Here is a 23,717-nt window from a genome sequence, read left to right on the forward strand (position 1 = left end):
TTATTTGTAAATTACTTTAGAAATGAGGATTAGGTTGTTGAAATATGAGTATGTAAAGCAGCAGTAATACGGATAGCCAATATATTAAATCTTTGTTATACCTATTTATAAAGAAGTTCACACGAAGTTCATATCGATATGCTATTTTTATCTCACCTTTGATGAAATTAATAAGAAAATATTGACCATTTGAAAAAAAGGTATATTATTTATACGAGGTATTAAAATTTTATCTCTTCCATTTTATGCGTAATGGGGCAGCTTTATTTGAAGGAATAGAGGTAAAAAATAATTTGTTTAAGAGTATCTAAAATTTATAATCTGTGAATTAGGAAAATATTGAATGCTTCCGATGAACACACTTTCTAAATGTAAAGATATTTGGGAAGGTGGCCTCAATATTTTTAGTAAATCAACGGGAGAATTGAAAGGCAGGAGAAAGTAACATGTCAGAAAATTATCGTTCTCGAGAGGAGCGACGACAAGTTAAAAAGAAAAATCAGCCAGTTTTTAAAAAACAAAAACCAAAGGGTAAAACAACATTTTTCCGTAAGTTTTTAATTAGTTGTTTATTACTTGGTATTGTAGGTTTAGTGGCGGGGGTTGCTACCTTTTTTGTAATGATAAAGGATGCACCTAAACTTGAAAAAGCAAAACTTGTTAATCCGTTATCCTCAAAAATTTATGATAAAGATGGAAATTTGGTATATGAATACGGAAAAGAAAAGCGAACCAACGTTACGTATGATCAAATTCCTAAATTAGTAGAAAATGCTTTTTTAGCAGCGGAAGATGCTCGTTTTTATGAGCATAGTGGTGTGGATTTTAAAGGTACTGCTCGTGCAGTTTTAGTTAGTTTAAAGGGAGATTACGGTTCGCAAGGCGGAAGTACAATAACGCAGCAAGTTATTAAAAACTACTTCTTATCAATGGATAAAACGCCAAAGCGTAAGGCGCAAGAAGTGTATTTAGCTTACAAGCTAGAACAACAGTATTCAAAACATGAAATATTAGAGATGTACTTAAACAAAATTAATTTAGGAAACCGTTCATATGGAATCGCAACAGCAGCACAAAACTACTATAAAAAAGAATTAAAAGACTTAACATTACCAGAAGTTGCGATGCTTGCAGGTTTACCGAAAGCACCAAATAATTACGACCCGTCGAAACCACAAAATATTCAAAAGGCAACAGAAAGAAGAAATGTTGTACTAAAGTTAATGAATCGACATGGTTATATTACAAAAGCAGAAATGGAAGAAGCGTCGAAAGTACCAGTAGACAAAGGTGTTGAAAAGGCAGCTGAATTACAAGCGATGCCATATCCTGCATTTATGGATGCAGTTGTGAAAGAAGTTGAAAAAGAATTACCTGATGCTAATATTGGTTCTGACGGTTTAGAAATTTATACAACATTAGACACAGAGGCACAGAAATTGGCTGATAATATTTTAAATACAAATATTATTGATTATCCAAATGAGAAATTCCAAGGGGCTTTCACATTTATGGATACGAAAACAGGTGAAGTACGTGCTATAGGTAGTGGGCGTGGTGAAAATAAGGCTGTATTTAAAGGTCATAATATGGCAACTGAATTAGATCGCTCAGCAGGTTCAACAATGAAACCAATCTTTGATTATGCTCCTGCAATTGAATATTTAAAATGGGCTACTTATCATCAAGTCGATGACTCGCCATTTAAGTATACTGGTGGTCAAGATGTCAGAAACTCAGATAGAGGGTATTTAGGACAAATTACAATGCGTGAAGCATTAAAATTATCACGTAATGTTCCAGCTATCAAAACTGCAAAAGAAGTAGGAATAAATAAATCAAAAGCTTTCTCTGAAAAGTTAGGTATTACATTTAATGCACCACCGACAGAATCAACAGCGATTGGTACAAATGAAGTATCGCCAACTGAGATGGCAGGTGCGTATGCTGCATTTGGTAATGACGGTAAATATACGAAGCCGCATTTTGTTAAAAAAGTGGTTTATCCAGATGGTAAATCGAAAAGTTTTGAGCAAAAGTCAAAACGAGTGATGGAAGATTATACAGCTTATATGATTACAGATATGCTTCGTTCCGTTGTAACATCTGGTACTGGTACAGCTGCTAATATAAGTTCTTTAGATGTAGCTGGTAAAACAGGAACAACGAACTATTCTTCGGAAAAAGCAGCGCAATATAAATTACCAGACAGTGCGACTCGTGATAGCTGGTTTGCAGGATATACACCGCAGTATACGATGGCAGTATGGACCGGTTATATGAAAGATAGTAAAGACGATTATATTAGTAGTAAAAATACGAAAATTGCACAGTTGATCTTTAAAGAAATGATGAGCGAGATGGCTACTGATAAATCACAATTTAAGATGCCAAGTAGTGTTGTGAAAGAAGGTAATGAGTTACGTATAAAAGGTGAGAAACGTGATTCTTCACCAAATACGAGCGTACCGAATACAACTGAACAGCCGAAACAAGATCAGCAGCAAAAAACTGAAGAAGAGAAAAAGCAAGAAGAACTTAAGAAACAGGAAGAATTAAAGAAACAAGAAGAACAAAAGAAACAAGATGACCTTAAGAAGCAACAAGAAGAACAAAAGAAACAAGATGACCTTAAGAAGCAAGAAGAACAAAAGAAAGAAAATGAACAAAATAATGGAAATGGTCAAGGAAATACAACGCCGCCGAATAACGGAGGAGGCGGGAACACAACGCCGCCAAACAACGGAGGAGGCGGGAACACAACGCCGCCGAATAACGGAGGAGGCGGGAACACAACGCCGCCGAATAACGGAGAAGGCGGGAACACAACGCCCCCAAGTAACGGGGGAGGGCAAGGGAATCCAACCCCACCAGTGACAACTCCACCGAATAATGGGGGAAATACAGGGGAAGTCCCTGCGAATAATGGGCAATAAGAAAAGTTAATAAAAAGCAATTAAAAAAGTCGAATTTCTTACATAAGAAATTCGACTTTTTTATGTTGAAAATGGATTGGAAGTAAATATAGGAGCTATGCAATGATGCTATTTAAATGTTAAACGTACCATAGAAATTTTGAAAATAAATGGATGGAAAATGATAAAAGACTTGAGTCGGGGGTAATGGAACATAACTGGGGTTATAAAAGGTAGTGCTACTTGGGTGTGTACCGTGATGCCAAAATGAGGGAGTAACTTGACCGGGAACTTGATATTGTTGCCAAGTTGCGGGAAGTTCAATGCCAACATCAGAGCTAGCTGTATGGACGGCGGGCACATGTATTCCGGGAGTTGAAGGAACCACGGCAGTTACTCTTGATAATACCCACATAAAAATAATCACTCCTAAGTTGAGATAATAAATTAGTATATTCTCTTAACACGTATAAAGGTACAAATACATAGGACTTTCGGTTAAAGCATACGTACAAAGTCGTACGACCAATCAATGCTGAGAGTGGACTATTTAATATGAAAAGATACGTCTTTTTGCTGAGGGAAAAGAGACAGAGAAAATGTACAATGGGGGTGTTAATCGTAAATTTCAAGTGTTTATGGAGGTGTTTTTATGGAACGATTATGGACGAAGTCATTTATTCAAATGTCTTTCGCGATGTTATTTTTATTTACAGGGTTTTATTTACTTGTTCCAACGCTTCCTCTATTCATTAAAGAGATTGGTGGAAATGAATCACAAGTTGGATTGATGATGGGAATGTTTACAATAGCTGCTGTTGTAATACGACCGATTATTGGAGGTATGCTAGATCAATATGGTAGAAGGTCTTTTATTATTTTCGGACTCATCCTTTTTGGGCTAACGATGTATTCCTATAATTTAGCATCGACTATAGTCCTTTTAGCAGTTTTACGCGTTATTCATGGAGTGACATGGGCCGTTTCTACAACAGCTGTTGGAACTGCGATAACTGATATTATTCCAGATTCACGCCGTGGAGAAGGTATGGGCTGGTACGGGATGGCTATGACAATTGCAATGGCAATCGGACCGATGATTGGATTATGGGTAGTACAATATTATTCATTTCATGGTCTATTCCTTTTAGCAACTCTTTTATCTTTCATGGCAGTTATATTATCGTTAATAACGAAAATGCCATTCACGCCACAAAAGGAAAAAGGGAAAATTCAACTATTTGAAAAATCCGTTTTATCAATTACGGTTGTTGTTTTCTTTTTATCATTTGCATACGGTGGCATTACAACGTTTTTACCGTTATTCGCTTCTTCAATTAATGTGAATCCTGGGACGTTCTTTCTTGTATATGCAATTGCATTAACAATTGTAAGACCGATTTCAGGTAAATTATTAGATAAATATGGAGAAGTATTCATCATACTTCCAGCACTATGTATTACTATTTTAGCTATAGTTGTATTAACGATGGCAAATGGTTTGACGGGCATCATTATTGCAGCGACATTATACGGTATGGGATTTGGCTCAGCACAGCCAGCTTTACAAGCGGCGATGCTTACAATTGTTGATCCTAGTAAAAGAGGAGTTGCTAACGCTTCATTTTTTACAGCATTTGATTTAGGTATCGGATTAGGTGCAATTTTACTTGGATTTGTGTCACAAATTTTTGGCTATCGTATTTTATTTACAGCAAGCTCTGTTTCAGCTGTAATAGCTTTACTTGTTTTTGGTATGTTTGTAAGACAAAAGTTAAGTGAAAAAGAATTAAGCCGAGAGGGATAAAATTGAATATTATCGTTGAAAACGAAGCTGTAAAATGGTTTAAAGAAGAATTACGAATCAATCGCAATGAATGTATTCGATTTGTCATAAGATATGGTGGAAACAGTTCAATTCAGCCCGGATATTCTTTAGGGATTGTTTCTGAGAAACCAGATGGGGAAATAGTGTCAGTGAAGAAAGATGGTATTCTATTTTTGTAGATTTTGATGATCTTTGGTACTTTCAAAACTATGATTTAGTTGTAAGTTATCATAAAGAAACAGAAGAAATTTAATTTAATTATGTAAAATAATAACTTTATTAAAAATGAATAAGTTTTATATAAGAATTATATTTAGAGGATAGTGAAATAAATATCATATAGAAACGAGCTGTACATGTGTGCAGCTCGTTTTTTCTATTTTGTAATAAAATTCGGAAAAAAGATATGTTTGATGGGATTATATGAGTTATCTTTATATTTTGTTTTAAAAAGAATTGTAAAGAAGTCTGTCCTTTCTTTGAAAAATATGAAAATTATTTTCAAAAAATTGTATTGTTACATCAATAAAAGTATAGGAAACTTATCATTATAAAATAAATTGAAATCTTCTAAAAACTCTGATACATTGAAATAGAAATGTAGTTCTAAAGTATTGTAAAGGCTTACAGTTGTGTGCACGAAGATCTATTAGGATTGGAGGAAATAATAATGAAAGCTGAAGAAAAATTTTCCCCGGGATTAGATGGTGTAGTAGCAGCGGAGACGAAAATCTCGTTTCTTGACACAGTAAAAGGTGAAATTGTAATTCAAGGGTATGATTTAATCGAACTCTCAAAAACAAAAGAGTATTTAGACATTGTGCACCTTTTATTAGAAGAACATCTACCGAATGAGGATGAAAAAGAAACACTTGAAAAGAAATTAAAAGAAGAATATGCAGTGCCAGAAGGGGTATTCAACGTTCTAAAGGCGTTGCCTAAAGAAACGCATCCTATGGATGGCTTGCGTACAGGTGTGTCTGCATTAGCTGGTTATGATAATGATATTGAAAATCGCTCGTTAGAAGTAAACAAAGATCGAGGTTATAAGCTTTTAAGTAAAGTACCAAATATTGTAGCAAATAGCTATCATATTTTAAATAATGAGGAGCCAATTGAGCCTCTTCAGGAATTGTCATATAGTGCGAATTTCTTCTATATGTTAACTGGTAAGAAACCGACTGAACTTGAGGAGAAGATCTTTGATCGTTCCCTTGTTTTATATAGTGAACATGAAATGCCAAACTCTACATTTACAGCGCGTGTAATTGCGTCAACACAATCAGATTTATACGGTGCTCTAACTGGTGCGGTTGCATCTTTAAAGGGAAGCTTACACGGCGGTGCGAATGAAGCTGTTATGTACATGCTTTTAGAGGCTGGCAATGTTGAGAAGTTTGAAGAGTTATTACAGAAAAAACTATATAACAAAGAAAAAATTATGGGCTTTGGACACCGTGTTTATATGAAGAAAATGGATCCAAGAGCACTTATGATGAAGGAAGCTTTAAAACAGCTATGTGATGTAAAAGGCGATTATACACTATATGAAATGTGTGAAGCTGGAGAGAAAATTATGGAGAAGGAAAAAGGCATTTATCCGAATCTTGATTATTATGCAGCACCAGTATATTGGATGCTTGGTATCCCAATTCAACTGTACACACCAATCTTCTTTAGCTCTAGAACAGTAGGACTATGTGCGCACGTTATTGAGCAACATGCAAATAATCGCTTGTTCCGTCCACGTGTAAATTATGTTGGCGAGCGACATGTACTTAGTAAATAAGAACAACTGGGGAGTTGTTAGCGCCGCCCGCCAGATGGGTGTTTGACAGACACCCATCATTAATAATAACGAATTTTCGACAGAAAGGGAAGAATAGCATGATTAAAACAAATGAAATTAAACAAAAAGATGCATTATTAGAAGAAATTACGGATTATGTATTAAATAAAGAGGTTACTAGTGCAGAAGCATTTAGTACTGCTCGCTACGTATTATTAGATACACTTGGATGCGGAATTTTAGCATTGCAATATCCAGAGTGTACGAAATTATTAGGTCCAGTTGTACCAGGAACGGTTGTGCCAAACGGTACACGTGTACCAGGAACGTCTTATGTACTAGATCCAGTAAAAGGTGCATTCAATATTGGATGTATGATCCGTTGGTTAGACTATAACGATACTTGGCTTGCAGCAGAATGGGGACATCCATCTGATAACTTAGGCGGAATTTTAGCAGTTGCAGATTATATTAGCCGTGTTCGTATTTCAGAAGGAAAAGAACCATTAAAAGTACGTGAAGTACTAGAAATGATGATTAAAGCACATGAAATTCAAGGTGTACTTGCTTTAGAAAACAGCTTAAACCGCGTTGGTCTTGACCACGTATTATATGTAAAAGTAGCAACAACTGCAGTAGTTGCGAAAATGCTTGGCGGAACACGTGAAGAAATCTTTAATGCATTATCACATGCGTGGATTGATAACTCTAGTCTTCGTACATATCGACATGCTCCAAATACTGGATCACGTAAATCATGGGCAGCAGGTGATGCGACGAGTCGCGGTGTTCATCTTGCAATGACTGCTCTAAAAGGTGAAATGGGTTATCCAACAGCATTATCTGCGCCAGGATGGGGATTCCAAGATGTATTATTTAACAAACAAGAATTAAAATTAGCTAGACCACTAGAGTCTTATGTAATGGAAAATGTATTATTTAAAGTATCATATCCAGCAGAATTCCATGCACAAACAGCTGCAGAATGTGCAGTGAAATTACATCCGGAACTTAAAGAAAGATTAGATGAAATTGATCGTATTACAATTACAACTCATGAATCAGCAATTCGTATTATCGATAAAGAAGGTCCATTAAATAACCCAGCTGATCGTGATCATTGTTTACAATACATTACGGCAATTGGTTTATTAAAAGGAGATATCGTAGCGGACGATTATGAGGATGTAGTAGCAAATGATCCACGTGTAGATGAATTACGTAATAAGATGGTTGTTGTTGAAAACAAACAGTACAGTTTAGATTATCTTGACCCGAACAAGCGCTCAATCGCCAACGCTGTTCAAGTTCATTTTAAAGATGGTACTGTAACAGAAAACGTGGAATGTGAATACCCACTTGGTCACCGTTTCCGTAGAGACGAAGCGATTCCAAAAGTTGTTCAAAAATTCACTGCAAATATGGCAGGTCATTATTCTAGTAAGCAACAAGAACAAATTCATGAAGTTTGTTTAAATGAAGAAAAACTAGAAAATATGAATGTAAACGAATTTGTAGATCTATTCATAATTTAATAATAGGGGGAATTTAGAATGGCTTGGGTTGTGAATAAGCAGTCAACACAAGAGGAGCTTGCGAATGGCTTCCGAGCTTTAGTAGAAGCAAATGAAATTTTGCAAATTCCAGGTGCTCATGATGCAATGGCCGCTCTTGTTGCAAAAAATACAGGTTTTTCAGCTCTTTATTTATCGGGAGCTGCTTACACTGCAAGTAAAGGTCTACCAGATTTAGGTATCGTGACATCTACTGAAGTAGCAGAAAGAGCAAGAGATCTAGTTAGAGCTACAGATTTACCAGTTCTTGTTGATATTGATACAGGATTTGGTGGAGTACTAAACGTAGCGAGAACAGCTGTAGAAATGGTAGAGGCAAAAGTAGCGGCTGTTCAAATTGAAGATCAACAATTACCAAAGAAATGTGGACATTTAAATGGTAAGAAACTTGTTACTACAGAAGAATTAGTTCAAAAAATTAAAGCGATTAAAGAAGTTGCGCCAAGCTTATATATTGTTGCACGCACAGATGCTCGCGGTGTAGAAGGACTAGATGCTGCGATTGAAAGAACGAATGCATATGTTAAAGCAGGTGCAGACGCAATTTTCCCAGAAGCGCTTCAATCGGAAGAAGAATTCCGTTTATTTACTAGCAAAGTGAATGCACCTTTACTAGCAAATATGACTGAGTTTGGGAAAACACCATATTATAGTGCAGAGGAATTTGCGAATATGGGCTTCCAAATGGTGATTTATCCAGTAACGTCGCTTCGAGTTGCTGCAAAAGCATATGAGAATGTATTCACGCTAATTAAAGAGACTGGTTCTCAAAAAGATGCACTTTCAAATATGCAAACGCGAAGCGAGCTATATGAGGCAATTTCATATCATGACTTTGAAGAATTAGATACTGGAATTGCAAAAACAGTATTATCAGAAGATCAATAGATAAAACAACTAGGGCGATGAGAATACATCTTTGGCAAAATGAACTGCTTGATGTGAAAATTCATCGCCTTCTGTTTTCAATAATAAGATATTCCACTCATCGTAGACGAGCATATGCAAAGAGCAATGAAGGCCGAAATGATAGGGGGATTCAGATGGAGAAAACGAAGTTACCTTGGGATGAATTTTTTTCAATCAATAAAGATGTGAATAATACTTTCTTTACACCAGAAGATTTTTCAGGGGATGAAGATTTAATCGCAAAAACGACAGAACAATTCGTTAAACAGGAAATTGTCCCACAAATTGAAAACATTGAAAAACATAACTATAAAGTTTCCCGTCAATTATTTGAGAAAGCTGGGGAACTTGGATTATTAGGCATTGAGGTACCAGAAGATTATGGCGGGTTCGAGTTAGGAAAGGCTGTCTCAGGTCTTGTAGCAGAGAAGATGGGTTACGCAGGTGCATTTAGCGTTTCATTTAATATACACGCTGGTGTCGGTACATTGCCTTACATATATTACGGAACGAAAGAACAGAAAGAAAAATATTTACCAAAAATCGCATCGGGAGAATGGATTGGGGCTTATGCTCTAACTGAGCCAAATGCTGGTTCTGATGCATTAAGTGCAAAAACAAGCGCAATTTTGAATGAAGAGGGTACAGCTTGGAAGTTGAATGGTGAGAAGCAGTGGATTACAAATGCTCATATGGCAGATGTATACGTTGTTTTTGCGAAGACAAATAAAGGAATGACAGCGTTTATTGTCGAAAGAACATGTGAAGGTGTATCTATTGGATTAGAAGAAAAGAAAATGGGGATTAAAGGTTCTTCAACAGCGACGCTTATTTTAGAAGATGTAGTTATCCCTGCTGAAAATGTGTTAGGGGAAGTTGGGAAAGGGCATCACGTAGCCCTTAATATTCTTAACTTCGCTAGACTAAAACTTGCTTTTGGAAATATTGGAACAGCAAAACAAGCAATTGGTTTGTCAGTTCAATATGGAAAAGAGCGAAAACAGTTCCAAACGGAATTAGTAGACTTTACGATGATACAAGAGAAAATTGCAAATATGATCATTACAACATATGGAGCAGAAAGTGCAGCTTATCGTACAGCAGGTGTAATTGATGACGCAATTCATGAGAGTGATGAGGACCTTATGAAAAAAATGTCCCAATTTGCAATTGAATGTGCACTGAATAAAGTGAACGCTTCTGAAACACTTGCTTATATCGTAGATGAAGCTGTACAAATTCATGGCGGTTACGGTTATATGCAAGAATACGAAGTAGAACGATTATATCGTGATGCTAGAATTAGTCGTATTTTTGAAGGAACAAATGAAATTAATAGATTAACAGTTGCCAAAATGTTAATGAAGCAAATCGAACAAATAGAAGATACTGAAGTAGAAATTGATATAGCAACTGTAGAAAGAAACCATCGTTACATTTTATTAGCGAAAAAATTGTTGAAACAATCTTTGAAAACGCTCTCTAAAACTCCAGGATTAAAAATTGATCAAGAGCAAGAATATTCACGTGTAGTATCAAATATGTTGACGGACGTGTACGTCATGGAATCAGCATTTTTACGTACGAGTAAAGCAATTAATAAAAATGGTGAAGAAAAAGAGCGTACAAAACAAATGATAACGGATGTTATTTGTGAGGAAGGCTATCGTAAAGTAGAAGAAGCGGCGATTTCTATACTTTCAGCGGCTGTCACAGAAGAACAAGATAGACACGTAATGTTAGCTGAAATCCGTCAATTATTAGTGCCTTTATACACGAACGTATTTACGAAAAAGAGAGAAATTGCGAAAGCTATTATAAATCGTGGGAAATATATTGTGTAAATAGGAGGAAAGCGATATGAAAAAGATTGGTTTTATCGGTTTAGGTAACATGGGGCTTCCGATGTCTAAAAATTTAGTTAAATCAAGTTACACAGTATATGGTGTGGACTTAAATAAAGAGGCTGAAGCTTCCTTTGAAAAAGAAGGAGGAATTATCGGCTTATCAATCTCAAAATTAGCAGAGACATGCGATGTGATTTTTACAAGTTTACCTTCACCTCGTGCTGTTGAAGCAGTATATTTTGGGGAAGAAGGATTATTTGAAAATAGCCACTCGAATGTCGTATTAATTGATACAAGTACTGTATCTCCACAATTAAACAAACAGTTAGAGGAGTCGGCGAAAGAAAAGAAAGTAGACTTTTTAGCCGCACCAGTTAGCGGTGGGGTAATTGGTGCAGAAAATCGTACATTAACGTTTATGGTAGGTGGATCAAAAGACGTATATGATAAAACTGAATCTATCATGGAAGTGTTAGGAGCAAATATTTTCCACGTAAGCGAGCAAATTGATAGTGGTACGACTGTTAAATTAATTAACAATCTATTAATTGGTTTCTATACGGCTGGTGTGAGTGAAGCTTTAACATTAGCGAAAAAGAGTAATATGGATTTAGATAAAATGTTTAATATTTTAAATGTAAGTTACGGTCAAAGTAGAATTTATGAGCGCAATTATAAAAGTTTCATTGCAGCAGAAAACTATGAGCCAGGATTTACTGTAAATCTATTAAAAAAAGATTTAGGCTTTGCAGTTGATTTAGCTAAGGAAAGTGAACTTCACTTACCTGTAAGTGAAATGTTATTAAATGTATATGAAGAAGCGAGTGAGGCAGGGTATGGTGAAAACGATATGGCTGCTTTATATAAGAAAGTTAGCGAACAATTAATTTCTAATCAAAAATAAATCATAAAAAGGAGAGAATACAATGATTACAACTGAAATTAAACGAGTAAAAAATCATATTAATGGCGAGTGGGTAGAATCTACTGGTACAGAAGTAGAAGCGGTTCCGAATCCAGCGACTGGAAAAATCATTGCTTACGTTCCACTTTCTCCAAAAGAAGACGTTGAAAAGGCTGTTGAAGCGGCAAAAGCGGCATTTGAAACATGGTCTAAAGTACCTGTTCCGAATCGTTCAAGAAATTTATATAAATATTTACAGCTATTACAAGAAAATAAAGATGAGCTTGCAAAAATCATTACGCTAGAAAATGGTAAAACGCTAACAGATGCAACAGGTGAAGTACAACGTGGTATTGAAGCGGTAGAACTTGCAACATCAGCTCCAAATTTAATGATGGGACAAGCTCTTCCTAATATCGCAAGCGGAATTGATGGATCGATCTGGCGCTATCCAATTGGAGTTGTTGCGGGTATTACACCGTTTAACTTCCCAATGATGATTCCATTATGGATGTTCCCACTTGCAATTGCTTGCGGTAATACGTTCGTATTAAAAACATCTGAGAGAACGCCACTTTTAGCAGAGCGACTTGTAGAGTTATTCTATGAAGCTGGTTTTCCAAAAGGGGTATTAAATTTAGTACAAGGCGGAAAAGATGTTGTAAATAGCATTTTAGAAAATAAAGATATTCAAGCTGTTTCGTTCGTTGGTTCTGAGCCGGTAGCTCGTTACGTATATGAAACAGGTACGAAACATGGAAAACGTGTACAAGCGTTAGCGGGTGCGAAAAATCATGCGATTGTAATGCCAGATTGCAATCTTGAAAAAACGGTACAAGGTGTAATTGGATCTGCGTTTGCAAGTAGTGGAGAGCGCTGCATGGCATGTTCAGTAGTAGCAGTAGTAGATGAAATTGCTGATGACTTTATCGACGTACTAGTAGCAGAGACGAAAAAACTAAAAGTAGGTGACGGTTTCAACGAAGATAATTACGTTGGACCATTAATCCGTGAATCGCATAAAGAGCGTGTTTTAGGCTATATTAATAGCGGTGTAGCAGATGGAGCAACTTTATTAGTAGATGGTCGTAAAATTAATGAAGAAGTTGGAGAAGGTTACTTCGTTGGAGCAACAATCTTTGATGGCGTAAACCAAGAAATGAAAATTTGGCAAGATGAAATTTTCGCTCCAGTATTAAGTATTGTGAGAGTGAAAGATTTAGAAGAAGGTATTAAATTAACAAATCAATCTAAATTTGCAAATGGCGCGGTTATTTACACTTCAAATGGTAAACATGCACAAACGTTCCGTGATAATATCGATGCTGGTATGATCGGTGTAAACGTAAACGTTCCAGCACCAATGGCATTCTTCGCATTTGCAGGAAATAAAGCTTCCTTCTTTGGTGATTTAGGTACAAATGGTACAGATGGTGTTCAATTCTATACACGTAAAAAGGTTGTAACGGAGCGCTGGTTTTAATATAGAGTGAACAGCCAAATCAGTTGTTAAATGAAAACCACCACTATTAATAGTGGTGGTTTTCGTCTTGTTAATTATTTTTTTCAAAAGCTAGTTTAATACCAAAACCAATTAAGACGATTCCTGTTAAGCCTTGAATATAACGTTGCGTCTTCGGTTTCTTCATAAAAGCACTAATTTTATCAATTAAAAATATATAAAAGGCAAACCAAATGATTGTTAAAACGAGATAAGTAAGACCCATTACGAGAAGCTGAATAAATGTATTATGACTTGGATTTAAAAATTGTGGTAAAAAAGTTAAAAAGAAGACTGCAATTTTAGGGTTTAATAAATTCGTAAGAAACCCTTGGCGAAAACAAGAAGTATGTTCTTTATCATTATTTATAGATACATCATTTGTATTTACACCTTCTTTGTTTTTCACTGCTAATAGAGCTTTAATACCAATATAGATTAAATAAAGGGCCCCAACATATTTGAAAATAGAAAATAAAAGAGCTGACTTTACAATAAGTGCGGAAAGACCAATTACAGCAGCTAAAGTATGAATCAAAAGTGCAACACATGTACCGAATACTGTTTTAACACCGCCCATTTTACCAGCAACTAATGTGTTTTTCGTAGCCATCGCTGTATCAGGTCCAGGTAAAATGATTAGACAAATAGACATAATGATGAAAAGAAGATAATTTTCTATCATATTCGTCCTCCTTCTTTATTTTTAGAATATTTGATTAAAATTAGTGTAGCACAAAATTTAATTTAATAAAATTAAATTTTGTTAAAAAATATTAAATAAGAAGAGGCTATATTCGTAGTGGTGAATACACTACAAATATAGCCTCACTGTTAGGCATTAAGTAAGTTAAAGAAACGATTTACGTCGTCTTCTGAAACATCGCTTACCTGTTTATATTTATAATTCGGATTTTGGTCTTTATCAACGACAACGGAGCGTACGCCCTCGAAGAAATCTTCATGTCTCATGAAATTTTTAGCAAGTATAAGATCTGTAGCGAAACATTCTTCAACAGATTTTCCTTTGCCATCTAATAGTTGTTTTAAAGTTACTTTTAATGAAATTGGAGATTTTGATAATAATATTTGTTTCGTTTGTAAAGCGAATTCGCTATCTCCTTTTTCTAATGAGTCGATAATTTCTTCAATCGTTTCTAAGGCAAAGTGTGTATTAATTTCCTCTAATGAAGCAGCAAGTTTGCTTTCTAAGTCAGGAGTAGATGTAAAGGTTTGAAGAACTGCTTTTAAATGAGTATGTACATCTTCAGTATGCCAATTTACGTTGTCAAGTTCGGCTAGAAAAGCTGGTAATGAATCAGACGTCATAAAGTAATCAGCAGCATGAATAAATAATACGTCAGAAGCTTTTAAAATAGATGCTGTTAAAGCAACGTAATTTCCTGTATATCCAGGTGCTTTATTTAAGAAATATGCGGCGCCGACGTCTGGAAAGAAGCCGATGTTCATCTCAGGCATCGCCCATTTTGTGCGCTCCGTCACAATACGATACTTCGCACCATTTGTAAGTCCGACACCACCACCCATTACAATTCCATCTAAACAAGCGATAATCGGTTTTTTATATTGATAAATATATGTATCAATTTCATACTCTTCTTCAAAAAAACGTTCTGCATGCTGTAAAGCAACTTCGTTTGAACGTGCTTCGTAAAGAGTTTTAATGTCACCGCCTGCGCAAAAACCTTTCGTTCCGGCTCCCTTTAATACGATAATTGCAATGCGCTCATCGTTCTCCCATTCTTTAAGTTTTTGCCCAATTGGTTGTAACATATCATAAGATAAAGAGTTAAGTGCTTTTGGGCGGTTTAAAGTAATTGATGCAACGCCGTTTTCACTAACAGAAAATAAAACGTTTTCAGTCATGATTCATCCTCCCTTATATATCTTCTTATTCTTAATTCTTGATACGTATTGAAATGTCCTGTATAAATTTTGTCTAAAGTTGACGGTAAGTGTTATTTTATTCCGCTATTTGTGGATAAGAAGGCCCACACCTTGAAATTCGACGAATACGAGAAAGTTAGGTAGAAGAGAATGGCTGTTAAAAGTTTGATAGGTACGAGCGATAGGCAGTGGGAGTTTTGTTCATACCTATTAATTCATGCTTCACTTTATTCAACGCATATTTTGCCGAGTTATCTTTGCAGGATTTTGAATGTTGAAGATGAATAATACATTATTAATGTAAGTGATATTATTTGAAATTATTATGGCAAAAGCGCTATTATAAATGTGTAAAATGTAAAAAATTTCTTGAAAACAGAATGGTTTAAATGATAATGAATGTTTACATGGAATTAGAAATAGAGAAAGGAGAAATCGGAATGCCAGGACCTTTATTATTGTCGGTTATTATCTTGTCATCATTAATGATAGGGATTACTCAGTTTTTTCATCATACAGATACGACAGAAGAAGTAAAGGATAAAGTTCGTCTCGTATTTCCGATTTTTATCGTATCTATTTCCTTATGTTTTCTATTAAATAAAGATGGGTATATTGTGGTGGTTTTTTCATTTTTCGTAGCGAGCGTTTTAATAACGATTTTATATTATGTAATGAAAGATTATATGCAAAAATAAAAATGTCTAAATAGACATTTTTATTTTTGCATAACATTAAATTTCACATACCGTAATTTTAATGAAAACATAAAACATATAGCAACAGAAAAGTGTGTACTTTACCGTGTATGTACTTGTCAATCTTGCATAGCCACTATACTATTAAAATGTAGAGATTATAAGAAGGGGTTGTATCTATTATGAAATTTGAGATGCACACAAAAATAGTTTCAAATGAAAAAGAAGTAAGATTACATATGGAAGAAAACATATTTCAATTAAACTTGAATGGTTATCATTTATTTGCAGTTCAAGAAATATTACCTTTATATAAATCAAATGAAGAAAGAATTGGTAGTGCGATTATACAAAAGTTAGAGTGGGAGAACGGAAAAACTACAGTAAACTATCAACTCGTATCACTAAACTCAGTAAATTAAAAGGAGAAGGAAATTATGAAGTTATTTCATACAGCGGATTGGCATTTAGGCAAGCTTGTTCATGGCGTGTATATGACTGAAGATCAAAAGATTGTATTAGATCAGTTTGTACAAGCTATTGAAGAAGAAAAACCAGATGCCGTAATTATTGCAGGGGACTTATATGACCGAGCAATTCCACCTACGGAAGCAGTAGACTTATTAAATGATGTATTACAAAAAATAGTGATTGATTTACAAACACCAGTTATCGCAGTTGCAGGAAACCATGATAGTCCAGATCGTATACATTTCGGTAGTAGTTTAATGAAGAAACAAGGATTATTTATTGTGGGACAATTTCAATTTCCATATGAACCCATTGTATTAAATGATGAATATGGCGAGGTTCACTTCCATCTAGTTCCCTATGCGGATCCAAGCATAGTTAGACATGTATTGAAAAACGAAGACGTCCGATCTCATGATGATGCGATGCGTATTTTTATGAATGAACTTTCTGAAACGATGGATAAAGAAGCAAGACATGTATTTGTAGGTCATGCATTTGTAACTTCTGCGGGAGAAGCGGAGGAGAATACAAGTGATGCAGAACGTCCGCTTTCAATTGGTGGTGCTGAATACGTAAATAGTCATTATTTTGATAAATTTCATTACACAGCGCTTGGACATTTACATCAAGCGCATTTCGTACGTAATGAGACAATTCGATATTCAGGTTCGCCACTTGCATATTCTATTTCTGAAGAAAAACATAAAAAAGGATATTATATCGTGGAACTGGACGAAAAGGGTGAAACAACAATTGAAAAAAGATTACTTACACCACGTCGTAAAATGCGAACAGTAGAAGCGAAAATAGATGAATTATTACAACATCCGGTAAGTGAAGATTACGTGTTTGTAAAACTATTAGATGAAAATCCTGTTTTGCAGCCAATGGAAAAAATACGCTCTGTATATCCAAATGCAATGCATGTTGAAAGGTCTATTCAAAGGCGAGAGTTCACAGAGTCAAATGAAGTAACTGTTTCAAGACATAAAACGGATGATGTATCTCTTTTAAAAGCTTTTTATAAAGAAATGAAAGGCTTAGATTTATCAGAAGAGAAAGAACGTCTATTTGTAGAAGTATTACAAACAGTGCAAGAACGGGAAGGTGAACGAGGATGAGACCGATTCAGCTAATTATGACAGCATTTGGGCCATATAAACAGACAGAAGTAATCAATTTTGATGATCTTGGAGAGCATCGCATCTTCGCCATTTCTGGAAATACGGGAGCTGGAAAAACAACGATTTTTGATGCGATTTGTTACGTATTATATGGTGAAGCTAGTGGGGAAGAACGCAGTGATACGAGCATGCTTCGAAGTCAGTTTGCTGCTGATGATGTTTATACAAGTGTAGAACTAACTTTTCAGTTAAAAGGGAAGCGCTATGAAATAAAACGGCAACTTGGCCATAAAAAACAAGGAAATAAGACGATTACAGGACATGCAGTAGAATTATATGACGTTATGGATGGAGAAAAAATTCCAGCTGTTGATCGTTTTCATGTAACAGATGTAAACAAAAAAGTGGAAGATTTAATTGGGTTAAGTAAACATCAATTTAGTCAAATTGTTATGTTACCACAAGGAGAATTCCGAAAACTATTAACATCTGAGACAGAAAACAAAGAAGAGATTTTACGTCGTATTTTTAAAACAGATCGTTATAAATTAATGCGTGAATTACTTGATCAAAAACGAAAACAATGGAAAGACGTTCTGCAAGAAAAACAAAAAGAGCGAGAGTTACATTTCCGCAATGTATTTAAACTACCAATTCGAGATGGAGCATTATTAGAGACATTAGTGGAACAAGAACATGTAAATACGCATCAAGTAGTAGAGGCGTTAGAGCAAGAAACAACGGCATATAAGACAGAGGTTGCGCAATTACAACTAGAACAAGATGCTCGAACAAAGCAATTAAAAGAAGCTGAAACACGTTTTCATGCAGCAAAATCTGTAAATGAGAAATTTACAGATTTACAACAAAAGAATGAAAGATACAACACTTTACAAGAAAACCGTGCAGTCATTGAAAGGAAAGAAACATCTTTTAGACGTGCGGAACAAGCAAAGCATTTATTACCATTTGAGCAATGGCACGAGGAAGCAATGCAAAATGAACAGAAGGCTGAAAGTTTATTAAAGCAGATTATCGTAAAAAAAGAGAATATAATAACCAGTTTTACACTTGCACAGCAGAAATACGAAGTAGAAAAAAATAAAGAACTTGAACGAGAAGATGCTAAAAAACTTGTTCAAAGATTAGAAGAATTACAATCAATTATTGCATCATTAGCTGAAAAAAAGTTGAATTTACAAAATGCTGAAATTCAACTAGGAAGATTAAAAGAAAGTATGCAAAAGCTCGATCAACTACTAGAAGAGCATACAAATCAAAAACAGAGAATGTCTGGTGAATTACAGCAATTAGAACAAGCACTTGAGCAGTATGTAGCGAAAGTAGAAGAACTAACGAACATGCGAGAAGATGCAAAAGTTTTAAAGCAGGCATATGACGTTTGGCAAGAGAAACAAAAATTCGAGCAAGAAAAAGAAGCAGCATATACTAAGATGCAAGAGGTAGTTCGTGCATATGAAAATATGGAACGCCGCTGGCTAAGCGAACAAGCAGGCATATTAGCACTTCATTTACATGATGGTGAATCTTGTCCAGTTTGTGGTAGTACGAATCATCCGAAAAAAGCGACAGAGCAAAGTAATGCGATCGATGAAAAAGAGTTAAACGATTTAAGAGACAAGAAAAATGTTGCTGAAAAATTACATGTTCAAGTAGAGGAGAAATGGAATTTCTATCGACTACAATATGAACAGGTGATCGAAGAAGTCATGAAACGAGGGTATCACTCAGATGAATTAGTTGAAACGTACAGTGCACTCGTTCAAAAAGGAAAACAATTAGCGGCAGAAGTTAATACGTTAAAAGAAAGCGAAGAAACGCGTAAGCAAATTGCTGTGAATATAAAAAGTGTAGAAGAAAAAGTAGATGAACTTCAGAAACAAAAGCGTGAAGCAGAAACATTGCAGCACCGTACAGAAATGGAGTGCATGCAACTTCGTACGTCATATGAACATGATAAGCAAAATATTCCAGATAACTTACAAACAGTACAAGCTTGGAAAGCACAGTTTGACCAAGCAATGCAACAACTTAGGTTAATGGAAGACGAATGGAAGAAAGTGCAAGAAGCATATCAACATTGGCAAAATGAAAATATACGTATTCAAGCAGAACATGAAGGTGCATCTAATCAATTTGAAAGTGCAAAATTGAAGAAAGAAGAGACTCTCTCGCGCTTTATGAAAGAACTAGAGCAGAGGGGATTTATAGATCAGCTAACGTATAAAGAAGCTAAGTTAAATGATGCTGAGATGGAGATGTTACAAAAAGAAATTCAAAGTTACTATTCATCTCTTGAAGTACTTGCAAAACAAATTGAAGAGTTACATGCTGAATTAAAAGATAAAGAGTTTATGGATATTACATCGTTAGGTGAGCATATAAAAGAATTAGAAATCAATCTCGATATAAGTAAAGAAAAACGACAACGTGCGCAAAACGCTGTAACATATATTTCTGATTTACATGAAAGTATTAGACGTATTGATGAACAAATTCATGAGGAAGAAAAAGCTTTCCAAGAACTAGTTGATTTATATGAAGTAATGAAAGGCGATAACGAAAGTCGCATATCATTCGAGCGTTACATCTTAATTGAGTATTTAGAACAAATTGTTCAAATTGCAAACGAACGATTACGAAAATTATCAAATGGGCAATTTTATTTAAAAAGAAGTGAGCGAGTTGAAAAAAGAAACCGTCAAAGTGGATTAGGTTTAGATGTGTACGATGCATACACCGGCCAAACACGTGATGTGAAAACATTATCTGGCGGTGAGAAGTTTAACGCATCGCTTTGCTTGGCGCTTGGAATGGCAGACGTCATTCAAGCGTATGAAGGTGGTATTTCCATTGAAACGATGTTTATCGATGAAGGTTTCGGTTCATTAGATGAGGAATCATTAACGAAAGCAGTAGACGCTTTAATTGACTTACAAAAATCAGGCCGATTTATCGGTGTCATTTCACACGTCCAAGAGCTCAAAAACGCAATGCCGGCTGTATTAGAAGTAACGAAGCAGAAGGATGGTTGTAGTCAGACTCGGTTTGTGGTGAAGTAAGTTCAATTTTAGTTCATACTAAAAGATTTAATCACGCTTTTCTCGAATTGTTACATAATTTTATTATGTAAGTAAGGGTTTATATTTTAAAATGTTTTATTTACATTTGAATTTAAATAAAAGTATGTAAGCTGGTTCTAATCGTTATTAAATGTAGAACTTATGAAAAATCAAAGGCCGTCTCTTTTTTAGAGGCGGCCTTTGTATGTTTGTTATTCAAAATTTGATAACTCACCTATGAATTATCAGAAGAAGGCGGTGTATTTTCCAAACGATTATAAGCTTTAAAAGCTACGATTGCCGATATAACACCACCTACTAAAAATAGAGTTGATCCACCAACTAAAATGATACGACTGACATATGTCTCACGTGCTTCTTCAATTTCTTCTTGTAACATTGTAGGCATATGAAATCCTCCTTTGCCAAATTGTTTTGTAAATAGTATATACAAACGCCTAAAATGTGTTAAGATTACTGGATAGTTTTATGCGGAAGATACAAAATGCATAAAACTATCCAGCACGTAGTAGGATGCAAGTCATTAAATAAATCTTCATCATAAATTTATGCTAACTTCACATAGAGCACATATTAACATTGTATTATGTATATGTACCAAATAAATAAATGAATAAATAAAAAAAGTGAATAATTGTAAGTTCTATTTTTGAAAATTTGAGATCCTATTATTTCTATATGAAGGTCTTGAGCGGGAGTATTGAATTTTGTAGAAATGGATCTTAATAAAAAGGAATTCATATAAAAGGGGAATGTCTTATGACAACATATACGAGTGAAATGAAAAAAAGTGTAGTTTCAGAAGAGGATGTAGATATTTTAAAAATTATGGCGCATCCAATCCGATTACAAATTGTAAATGAATTAAGTACTAGAAAAACTTGTAATGTAACACAATTAACAGAATTGCTGAATATTCCACAATCGACTGTTTCGCAACATTTATCAAAAATGAAAGGTAAAGTGTTACGAGCTGAGCGAAAGGGTTTAGAAATTTATTATCACATTAATAATTTAAAAGCGAGTAAGATTGTTAATGTTTTAGGATATATAAACTAATGAAGTATTATGATATAAAATAGCCTCTGCTGGTGAGCAGAGGCTATTTTGTGTTGTTTTATCACGCATTAACGGGCAATGAAACTTCCACCTCAAAATTTAGCTTGAGCAAAGAAATTAGGATGGGAGATAAACTGCCCGTAAATGCCCGATTGGTGAGGGTTGATTAAAGTTTTACTTTATGTATTTGCATTTAAAATTTTATAGTTTTTATGATTTACTATCGTTCGATCAAATTCAAAAGTACCACCGCTTACATCTGTAATTTCAACTAAGACCGATTCAGTATATAGTTTTAGTACAGACCCAGTAATCTTTAAATTATTTCGTTGAAAAAGTATAGTATCCCCTACGTTTGCTTTCATAGTACCTCCTTATAAAAGACAGAAATATTTGTTTATTACATATATTAAACCACGGATAGTTATATTAGTGAATATTTAGTTTTGTTTATCAATGAAAATTTTTTTATTTAATAGAAAAGTATAGAGTGCTCCTATGGTAAAAGTTATATTTTGTTTAAGGTTATTATATGCAAAGTAAAATTTTTCAGAATTGGCGAACCAATATTTCTATGTAAATTATGTAGCTAAACAAATTAATCAAAAGAGAGATAATATGTAGCTCTAAACGTAAAGTAGATCAGCAAAGTTTTATAGGGAAGGCAGCATTGTTTTTCGGAGTACAGGAAGTAATTTCTTCAATAAGTATAAATAAGCGTTTCTCAAAAGTAATAGTATTTAGGTGAATATAGTATAAGAAATGAAAAGAAATGGAGTTATGATCTGTATAAATCTGACTAAAAATATAGAAAAACTCAAATATAAAAAGGTATTCAATTAAAAATGGAGAAGTAATATATATGAAAGGAGAGATTCATATGAGTAAAGGGAAAAAGAAAGTTAAGCAAACTAGTTTTCTGGTGAATTTTTTGAACGGCAAGGGGAGTCTCGTGAAATTTTAATAGTATTATAGTTATCCCCTTGTGAAAAAATTGGTTGGGGGAATATATAAATGATAACAGAAATGAATATTAAAGTAGTTTGTGAGGAACAGTTTTCAAATAGAGAAATAAAAATTTTAGAGACGTTTCTTTCAACTCTATCGGGGCATTCTAACGCTTTCGTTACAAAAGAGGGGATGTTTTTAAATCCTTTAAGTAAAGAGAAGAGTGTGGTCTATTATCACAATTTTGTATTTGTAAAATCACTTACAGAAGAAAAGTGTGCAGAATTAAAAGAAGTTTTAACAAGACGTATTAAAAACGCTTTCGTTATGATGGAATTTGTAGAGCCAATCGTTACATTTGAAGAAACAATTATAAACGTATAAAGAAAATCAGCCTTATGAATTGACCTAATAAAACCTTCTCTTTACTAAATAGTAAAGAGAAGGTTTTATTACAGCCCAGTTTAATTTACGAAAATACAACAACTCAATTCAAATAGTACGTGTATTAACAAAGGCTGACAATGATTTCATTTGTGTTCTACTATTTAAATTTCAATTCAAAGATGGTTGTCAAACAGATATTCATATAGGCCGAATTTTTGAAAGTAAAGTTTTTAATAAGATAGGTAAAGATGAGAAGTCATTCTGAGATTAAAGAGGACACTATAGAATTGTGACCATTACACTTTTAATGTAATGGTTTTTTTCATGCAAACAACCAGAAACTTCGAAAAGAAGTTATATATATTCGTATCCAATTAAGTAGGAAACCTTTTGTTTGCATAAGGTAATCAAAATTTGACTGGAGCAAAGAAATTAGGTGGGAGTCGGGCTGCTCGTAAACATCTGATTGGTGTGGCCTAATAATCAATGAGAGGTGAATAAAATCCTACAGATTAAAGTTTCACTAAATGAAAAAGATTTCAAAAACACTTGTAAGCCGTACTTATATAACACAATACGAACAGCTGCTACGTATTTAATAAGCAGTTTGTTGTATTTCACCCTTTGTTTTCTGTAACTGATTTCATATTTTTGACGCTTTGTATTGTAAGTGCTTACATAAGCGGAGACATCTTATACAATGAAGTTGTCAAATCAAAGAGGTGGACAAAATGAACATAAAAAAATC

Annotated in this window: 19 protein-coding genes and 1 pseudogene; 15 read left to right on the forward strand and 5 right to left on the reverse strand. The window is 34.5% G+C overall.

Going from position 1 to position 23,717, the window contains the following annotated elements; all coding sequences use genetic code 11:
• Window positions 1–446: 446 nt before the first annotated feature.
• A complete protein-coding gene (locus JDS98_RS09320) occupies window positions 447–2,936 on the forward strand; it encodes a transglycosylase domain-containing protein (RefSeq protein WP_199633812.1) in 2,490 nt (829 codons plus the stop codon).
• A gap of 112 nt (window positions 2,937–3,048) precedes the next feature.
• On the opposite strand, the gene JDS98_RS09325 is transcribed toward JDS98_RS09320, so the two are convergent.
• Window positions 3,049–3,330: a hypothetical protein gene (locus tag JDS98_RS09325; RefSeq protein ID WP_000270098.1), complete on the reverse strand. Its 282-nt coding sequence runs from the start codon at window positions 3,328–3,330 to the stop codon at window positions 3,049–3,051.
• 237 nt (window positions 3,331–3,567) lie between these two features.
• Here JDS98_RS09325 and JDS98_RS09330 point away from each other — a divergent pair, with 237 nt between their 5' ends.
• The 8 genes and pseudogenes from JDS98_RS09330 to JDS98_RS09365 all read left to right on the forward strand — a co-directional run bounded on the left by JDS98_RS09330 (window position 3,568) and on the right by JDS98_RS09365 (window position 13,249).
• Window positions 3,568–4,722, forward strand: coding sequence for an MFS transporter (locus JDS98_RS09330; RefSeq protein WP_098001043.1), 1,155 nt, complete (start codon window positions 3,568–3,570; stop codon window positions 4,720–4,722).
• A gap of 2 nt (window positions 4,723–4,724) precedes the next feature.
• Window positions 4,725–4,996: pseudogene (locus JDS98_RS09335) on the forward strand (HesB/YadR/YfhF family protein).
• Between the two features lie 417 nt (window positions 4,997–5,413).
• Window positions 5,414–6,532, forward strand: coding sequence for a citrate synthase (mmgD, locus tag JDS98_RS09340; RefSeq protein ID WP_000642649.1), 1,119 nt, complete (start codon window positions 5,414–5,416; stop codon window positions 6,530–6,532).
• A 98-nt stretch (window positions 6,533–6,630) separates the two neighbouring features.
• Window positions 6,631–8,067 (forward strand): 2-methylcitrate dehydratase, encoded by a 1,437-nt coding sequence (gene prpD, locus JDS98_RS09345; RefSeq protein ID WP_097956768.1) that lies wholly within the window; start codon window positions 6,631–6,633, stop codon window positions 8,065–8,067.
• A gap of 18 nt (window positions 8,068–8,085) precedes the next feature.
• Window positions 8,086–8,994 (forward strand): methylisocitrate lyase, encoded by a 909-nt coding sequence (gene prpB / locus JDS98_RS09350; protein WP_199633813.1) that lies wholly within the window; start codon window positions 8,086–8,088, stop codon window positions 8,992–8,994.
• 155 nt (window positions 8,995–9,149) lie between these two features.
• On the forward strand, window positions 9,150–10,859 hold the full coding sequence (locus JDS98_RS09355; RefSeq protein ID WP_000415982.1) for an acyl-CoA dehydrogenase family protein: 1,710 nt from the start codon (window positions 9,150–9,152) through the stop codon (window positions 10,857–10,859).
• A 16-nt stretch (window positions 10,860–10,875) separates the two neighbouring features.
• Window positions 10,876–11,766, forward strand: a complete 891-nt coding sequence (locus JDS98_RS09360) for an NAD(P)-dependent oxidoreductase (RefSeq protein WP_000719424.1) — start codon at window positions 10,876–10,878, stop codon at window positions 11,764–11,766.
• Window positions 11,767–11,788: 22 nt separating this feature from the next.
• Window positions 11,789–13,249 carry a CoA-acylating methylmalonate-semialdehyde dehydrogenase gene (locus JDS98_RS09365; RefSeq protein WP_016108339.1) on the forward strand — a complete coding sequence of 487 codons (1,461 nt, stop codon included), beginning with the start codon at window positions 11,789–11,791 and terminating at the stop codon, window positions 13,247–13,249.
• A gap of 70 nt (window positions 13,250–13,319) precedes the next feature.
• Here the strand turns inward: JDS98_RS09365 and JDS98_RS09370 are convergent, their stop codons facing one another.
• Both JDS98_RS09370 and JDS98_RS09375 read right to left on the reverse strand, forming a co-directional pair.
• Window positions 13,320–13,952, reverse strand: coding sequence for a LysE family translocator (locus tag JDS98_RS09370; protein ID WP_000572350.1), 633 nt, complete (start codon window positions 13,950–13,952; stop codon window positions 13,320–13,322).
• 149 nt (window positions 13,953–14,101) lie between these two features.
• Window positions 14,102–15,154, reverse strand: a complete 1,053-nt coding sequence (locus JDS98_RS09375; RefSeq protein WP_097956762.1) for an enoyl-CoA hydratase/isomerase family protein — start codon at window positions 15,152–15,154, stop codon at window positions 14,102–14,104.
• 461 nt (window positions 15,155–15,615) lie between these two features.
• Between JDS98_RS09375 and JDS98_RS09380 the strand changes: the two genes are divergently transcribed.
• The 4 genes from JDS98_RS09380 (at window position 15,616) to JDS98_RS09395 (ending at window position 20,554) form a co-directional block, all read left to right on the forward strand.
• Complete coding sequence (locus JDS98_RS09380; RefSeq protein ID WP_002093761.1) at window positions 15,616–15,873, forward strand: hypothetical protein; 258 nt, start codon at window positions 15,616–15,618, stop codon at window positions 15,871–15,873.
• 182 nt (window positions 15,874–16,055) lie between these two features.
• Window positions 16,056–16,295: a DUF2584 domain-containing protein gene (locus JDS98_RS09385; RefSeq protein ID WP_000667358.1), complete on the forward strand. Its 240-nt coding sequence runs from the start codon at window positions 16,056–16,058 to the stop codon at window positions 16,293–16,295.
• Between the two features lie 15 nt (window positions 16,296–16,310).
• Window positions 16,311–17,468: an exonuclease SbcCD subunit D gene (locus tag JDS98_RS09390; RefSeq protein WP_000765125.1), complete on the forward strand. Its 1,158-nt coding sequence runs from the start codon at window positions 16,311–16,313 to the stop codon at window positions 17,466–17,468.
• Window positions 17,465–20,554, forward strand: a complete 3,090-nt coding sequence (locus JDS98_RS09395; RefSeq protein WP_199633814.1) for an SbcC/MukB-like Walker B domain-containing protein — start codon at window positions 17,465–17,467, stop codon at window positions 20,552–20,554. Before JDS98_RS09390 ends, JDS98_RS09395 begins: the two co-directional genes overlap by 4 nt.
• A 235-nt stretch (window positions 20,555–20,789) precedes the next feature.
• Here JDS98_RS09395 and JDS98_RS09400 read toward each other — a convergent pair whose 3' ends face one another.
• The gene (locus JDS98_RS09400) at window positions 20,790–20,963 is read right to left on the reverse strand and encodes a hypothetical protein (RefSeq protein WP_001142745.1); all 174 of its coding nucleotides are present in this window, start codon (window positions 20,961–20,963) and stop codon (window positions 20,790–20,792) included.
• A 371-nt stretch (window positions 20,964–21,334) separates the two neighbouring features.
• Between JDS98_RS09400 and JDS98_RS09405 the strand changes: the two genes are divergently transcribed.
• Window positions 21,335–21,634 carry an ArsR/SmtB family transcription factor gene (locus tag JDS98_RS09405; protein WP_000214792.1) on the forward strand — a complete coding sequence of 100 codons (300 nt, stop codon included), beginning with the start codon at window positions 21,335–21,337 and terminating at the stop codon, window positions 21,632–21,634.
• Between the two features lie 179 nt (window positions 21,635–21,813).
• On the opposite strand, the gene JDS98_RS09410 is transcribed toward JDS98_RS09405, so the two are convergent.
• Window positions 21,814–21,999 carry a YkvS family protein gene (locus JDS98_RS09410; RefSeq protein ID WP_000646787.1) on the reverse strand — a complete coding sequence of 62 codons (186 nt, stop codon included), beginning with the start codon at window positions 21,997–21,999 and terminating at the stop codon, window positions 21,814–21,816.
• Window positions 22,000–22,648: 649 nt separating this feature from the next.
• On the opposite strand from JDS98_RS09410, the gene JDS98_RS09415 reads away from it, so the two are divergent.
• Window positions 22,649–22,966 (forward strand): hypothetical protein, encoded by a 318-nt coding sequence (locus tag JDS98_RS09415; protein ID WP_000627296.1) that lies wholly within the window; start codon window positions 22,649–22,651, stop codon window positions 22,964–22,966.
• The last annotated feature ends 751 nt before the right edge of the window (window positions 22,967–23,717 follow it).

This window comes from Bacillus cereus group sp. N11 (assembly GCF_016483605.1).
Taxonomy (GTDB): Bacteria; Bacillota; Bacilli; order Bacillales; family Bacillaceae_G; genus Bacillus_A; species Bacillus_A toyonensis.

Coding starts and splice junctions, on each gene's coding strand:
- JDS98_RS09320 (WP_199633812.1), top strand. CDS start 447: ATGTCAGAAAATTATCGTTCTCGAGAGGAGCGACGACAAGTTAAAAAG.
- JDS98_RS09325 (WP_000270098.1), bottom strand. CDS start 3,330: ATGTGGGTATTATCAAGAGTAACTGCCGTGGTTCCTTCAACTCCCGGA.
- JDS98_RS09330 (WP_098001043.1), top strand. CDS start 3,568: ATGGAACGATTATGGACGAAGTCATTTATTCAAATGTCTTTCGCGATG.
- mmgD (WP_000642649.1), top strand. CDS start 5,414: ATGAAAGCTGAAGAAAAATTTTCCCCGGGATTAGATGGTGTAGTAGCA.
- prpD (WP_097956768.1), top strand. CDS start 6,631: ATGATTAAAACAAATGAAATTAAACAAAAAGATGCATTATTAGAAGAA.
- prpB (WP_199633813.1), top strand. CDS start 8,086: ATGGCTTGGGTTGTGAATAAGCAGTCAACACAAGAGGAGCTTGCGAAT.
- JDS98_RS09355 (WP_000415982.1), top strand. CDS start 9,150: ATGGAGAAAACGAAGTTACCTTGGGATGAATTTTTTTCAATCAATAAA.
- JDS98_RS09360 (WP_000719424.1), top strand. CDS start 10,876: ATGAAAAAGATTGGTTTTATCGGTTTAGGTAACATGGGGCTTCCGATG.
- JDS98_RS09365 (WP_016108339.1), top strand. CDS start 11,789: ATGATTACAACTGAAATTAAACGAGTAAAAAATCATATTAATGGCGAG.
- JDS98_RS09370 (WP_000572350.1), bottom strand. CDS start 13,952: ATGATAGAAAATTATCTTCTTTTCATCATTATGTCTATTTGTCTAATC.
- JDS98_RS09375 (WP_097956762.1), bottom strand. CDS start 15,154: ATGACTGAAAACGTTTTATTTTCTGTTAGTGAAAACGGCGTTGCATCA.
- JDS98_RS09380 (WP_002093761.1), top strand. CDS start 15,616: ATGCCAGGACCTTTATTATTGTCGGTTATTATCTTGTCATCATTAATG.
- JDS98_RS09385 (WP_000667358.1), top strand. CDS start 16,056: ATGAAATTTGAGATGCACACAAAAATAGTTTCAAATGAAAAAGAAGTA.
- JDS98_RS09390 (WP_000765125.1), top strand. CDS start 16,311: ATGAAGTTATTTCATACAGCGGATTGGCATTTAGGCAAGCTTGTTCAT.
- JDS98_RS09395 (WP_199633814.1), top strand. CDS start 17,465: ATGAGACCGATTCAGCTAATTATGACAGCATTTGGGCCATATAAACAG.
- JDS98_RS09400 (WP_001142745.1), bottom strand. CDS start 20,963: ATGCCTACAATGTTACAAGAAGAAATTGAAGAAGCACGTGAGACATAT.
- JDS98_RS09405 (WP_000214792.1), top strand. CDS start 21,335: ATGACAACATATACGAGTGAAATGAAAAAAAGTGTAGTTTCAGAAGAG.
- JDS98_RS09410 (WP_000646787.1), bottom strand. CDS start 21,999: ATGAAAGCAAACGTAGGGGATACTATACTTTTTCAACGAAATAATTTA.
- JDS98_RS09415 (WP_000627296.1), top strand. CDS start 22,649: ATGATAACAGAAATGAATATTAAAGTAGTTTGTGAGGAACAGTTTTCA.